Annotated in this window: 3 protein-coding genes and 5 pseudogenes; 4 read left to right on the plus strand and 4 right to left on the minus strand. The window is 36.4% G+C overall.

Annotated elements, in window-relative coordinates; all coding sequences use genetic code 11:
* Window positions 1-364: pseudogene (locus HET73_RS06455) on the minus strand (hypothetical protein); the annotation flags it as partial.
* Between the two features lie 50 nt (window positions 365-414).
* Window positions 415-549, minus strand: a complete 135-nt coding sequence (locus HET73_RS09155; RefSeq protein ID WP_255453531.1) for a hypothetical protein — start codon at window positions 547-549, stop codon at window positions 415-417.
* A 301-nt stretch (window positions 550-850) separates the two neighbouring features.
* On the opposite strand from HET73_RS09155, the gene HET73_RS09710 reads away from it, so the two are divergent.
* The 4 genes and pseudogenes from HET73_RS09710 (at window position 851) to HET73_RS06465 (ending at window position 2,104) form a co-directional block, all read left to right on the plus strand.
* Window positions 851-1,048: a cytochrome c oxidase subunit 3 gene (locus HET73_RS09710; RefSeq protein WP_369333901.1), complete on the plus strand. Its 198-nt coding sequence runs from the start codon at window positions 851-853 to the stop codon at window positions 1,046-1,048.
* Between the two features lie 137 nt (window positions 1,049-1,185).
* Window positions 1,186-1,255 (plus strand): annotated as a pseudogene (locus HET73_RS09715) (hypothetical protein); the annotation flags it as partial.
* A gap of 66 nt (window positions 1,256-1,321) precedes the next feature.
* Window positions 1,322-1,456, plus strand: coding sequence for a cytochrome c oxidase subunit 3 (locus HET73_RS09720; protein WP_369333902.1), 135 nt, complete (start codon window positions 1,322-1,324; stop codon window positions 1,454-1,456).
* A gap of 171 nt (window positions 1,457-1,627) precedes the next feature.
* Window positions 1,628-2,104, plus strand: a pseudogene (locus tag HET73_RS06465) (crossover junction endodeoxyribonuclease RuvC).
* Window positions 2,105-2,125: 21 nt separating this feature from the next.
* Here the strand turns inward: HET73_RS06465 and cgtA are convergent.
* Both cgtA and HET73_RS06475 read right to left on the minus strand, forming a co-directional pair.
* Window positions 2,126-3,141, minus strand: a pseudogene (gene cgtA, locus HET73_RS06470) (Obg family GTPase CgtA).
* A pseudogene (locus HET73_RS06475) lies at window positions 3,138-3,617 on the minus strand (phosphopyruvate hydratase family protein); the annotation flags it as partial. The pseudogenes cgtA and HET73_RS06475, both read right to left, overlap by 4 nt.

Consider the following 3,617-nt stretch of genomic DNA (forward strand, 5'->3'; position numbering starts at 1 on the left):
CAAATTCAGTTTCCATTGAATAGTTACCACTATGAGCAGCTTCTATCAAGAAACTACCGGAACGAGTCAATGTGTTGCTTGCACCTTCTTTCACCTTACCTTTAACATACACAGCACCATCTCTAATTTTGCCTGCAGTATATTTCGCACCTTCAACTGTCTTTTCTGCAGCATATTTGAAGCCTTCTTTTATTTCTGCTCTATATTTCCATATTGCATAAGAAGCACCAACTAAAACGGCAGCTCCTACTATTGCTCCAATCACAATTCCAATTGTTGGTCCAGCAACAGCTATAGATGCTCCAGCAGGCGCCAAAGCGGAAGCAATTGCTGACCAGTTGGTTGCAATAATATAGCCTATCAAGCAAATTACTCCCAGCCTGATAATACCACTATTTGACTGGTTCTGCTTTCTTAACAACTTTTTTCTTTCTTTAACGATTCTATTTTTTGTTCAAATGGATCCTTTGAAAAAGAATTTTCAGTTTGAGTTCCAACAGAACTTAGATTATTATCATTAGTAACTAATTTTTTTTGGTTACTTGACATTTTAAACCTCACTATTAATTAAATATATTATATTGTACATCTCCATTTCTTAAGTTAGTGTTAACTTGGCTGTTAGTATTCATTACCAGCAAATAATTGTGCTTGACGTGCTTTTGGGAAGTGTGGAGAATACATACAGACACACAAACGTTCCAGCGCTGGGTCCAAGTGTTTCGATGACATTGTCATAAAGGCTATATCATAAGGGCAGACTTAAGTCACGCAGCATTACAAAAAACGCCAATTGTTATTGACAATTTTAAGCTAATTTGTATGCTTAATACATATTTTTAAAGGCTGTATGCAAAGTAAAGAACATGACTTTCATTTAGTGGATTCAAGTCCTTGGCCAATCGCTATATCAGCGGCAATTCTTATTCTTGCACTTGGATTAGTTGGGACGCTCCATAAACAAGTTTTTGGGGTACTTGGTTTAATTTTAGGAATATCTGCAGTATCAGGAGTGTTGTTTCATTGGTGGAGGGATGTAATAAAATAAGCCATTATGATAAATGCCATACCGCAATTGTAAAACATGGACTCAAGATTGCGATGTATTTATTTATCCTTTCATAAGTTGTTTTTTTTATAGCGTTCTTTTGTTCATTCTTTAAAGCCTGGCTTGATCCGGTTTTTTTGTTTGAGGCATTTTCTCCTACAGGGAGAGTTAAATGGCCTCCTGAAGGGATTTTACCACCTGACCCGTCGTCGTTACCATTCATGAATACGTTAGTATTATTACTTTCTGGTACAACGGTTACTTCAGCACATCATTTTCTACTCGAGAATGATAAAAAGAACATGGGCGCAAAAAGATCAAGTTACACCTCAAGATCATATGTGTTTTGAATTTGTCTCTTGGTATTGGCATTTTGTAGATATAGTCTGGATATTTTTGTCAATGTAGGAACACAGTATACCGCCATACGATTTATTAAAACATAAGCCTATACATTATATTTCGGAACGAGTGTCCCTTTATCAAATAATAGTTGATCTGAGCTGGACCGTGCAATATATACAGAAAAATTACTGGATATTTTTGTTTGTATTCGTTTATTTGCTAAGCGTTCTTTGAGTGGTAAAAATAATAGGTCTTGATCCAGGAATAAGTAAAACCGGGTGGGCTGTTATCAATCTAAATGAAAAAGGTGGTATCGAATTTCTAGGCAGTGGCACTATAGCAACTGACAGTAAGCTCAGCGCAGGTGATTTCTCTATATTCTCCAAATGAAGCTTTGGTGGAGAAAATTTTTGTTAATAGGAATCCGAAATCTTCGCTAACTTTGGGATCTGCGAGAGGAGTCGTAATTTTAGTGCTAGAAATAACAGAGCTGACTGTAAATGAATATGTTGCAAACTATGTAAAAAAAGCGTCACCGGAAATGGCCATGCTAGTAAAAATCAGGTTATATTTATGGTGACAGATAGTTAAGGATGACAGATAGGTAATGATAATTGATAGTTAAGGATTTAAATATAAAATGTCACCATGCTGCCAATGCTCTTGCTATAGCAATTTGCTTATACGAGAGGTTCTTGTTTTATAGGATAGATTTTACTTTAAATAAAAAACTCACATCTTAAACGGATCATATGCATCAATTTCCTTAGGGTTGCTTTTTTCCAATTTCTCACTCAATAATCTTAGAATGGGCTGTAAATCATCATCGATTGATAGTATTTCTTTATTTAGGTAATTGGCCAAATGACTCCTCTTCTTAAGAATTTCTGCTTCCCCCGATAAATCACATTTGTTTAACACTACAATTTCTTCCTTCTCAATAAGGTCTCTATTGTAAAGCTTCAGCTCATTGTGTGTACAATCATAAGCTAAAATGACATCATCGTGAGTCACATCAATTAAATGTAGTAAAATTTTACACCTTTCTACGTGCTTTAAAAATTCGTGTCCAAGCCCAACTCCAAGGTGAGAATCAGTGATTATTCCAGGGATATCTGCTATCACAATTTTGCTATCATCCACCTTTGCTGCACCTAAATGCGGTCTTATCGTGGTGAATGGCTGATCCTCTACTTTCGTATCTGCATTTGAACAACGAGTCAAGAATTTTGATTTACCTGCATTTGGCATGCCGATAATGCCAACGTCAGATAAAATATTTTAGCTCTAATATTATGTTTCTTTCTTCACCAGGCTGACCATAGGTAAAATGTCTTGGTACCCTATTGGTAGAGGACTTAAAGTGAGTATTTCCAAGGCCACCTTTTCAACCTTGCACTACTTGAAATTCCATATCAGGTTTATCAAGATCTACTATCACTTCCTCACTTTCTTAATCTATTATTTGTGTGCCAACTGGAACTCTAAGTATGACATCTTTTCCCGCTGTGCCAAACCTATCTCTACTTGCACCACATTTTCCACTGTCCGCTTTAATGTGTCTTCTACAACGAAAGTTAAGCAAAGTATTGAGATTTGCATCGCTAGCAAAAACTATGTCTCCACCTTTTCCTCCATCCCACCGTTTGGACCACCAATTTCAACGAATTTTCCAGACGAAAACTCGCACAGCCATCACCACCATCACCTGCTTTTAAATATAATTTAACTTTGCCTATAGTGTTCATATCAATCCACGACAATATTTAGCATTTCTTCCTAACGCGCCTTCTATTCTCATCAGTTCATTATACTTTGCAAGTCTATCAGAACGCGACAGCGAGCCAGTCTTTATTTGCCCACAATTTGATGCAACCGCTATATGGGATATTGTTGTTTCCTCTGTTTCACCGGAACGATGAGAAATCACAGTTTTATAGCCACCTGATTTTGCCATTCCAATAACAGTAAAAGCTTCTGTTAATGTCCTTATATGATTCGGTTTGATCAATACAGCATTTGCCATTTTTTTCCTCTATTCTATTGCGTATTAGCTGACAGTTTGTAACAAGCAAGTCATCCCCGACTAATTGGATTTTGTTCCCTAGTTTTGCGGTAAGCAATTTCCAACCTTCATAATCATCTTCCCTCATCGCATCTTCTAAAGAAATTATTGGATATTTTCCCACAAAGTCACAGTAGTACTTGATATGTATCATTGATT

The sequence above is a fragment of the Wolbachia endosymbiont of Atemnus politus genome, assembly GCF_013309895.1.

Coding starts and splice junctions, on each gene's coding strand:
- HET73_RS09155 (WP_255453531.1), bottom strand. CDS start 549: ATGTCAAGTAACCAAAAAAAATTAGTTACTAATGATAATAATCTAAGT.
- HET73_RS09710 (WP_369333901.1), top strand. CDS start 851: ATGCAAAGTAAAGAACATGACTTTCATTTAGTGGATTCAAGTCCTTGG.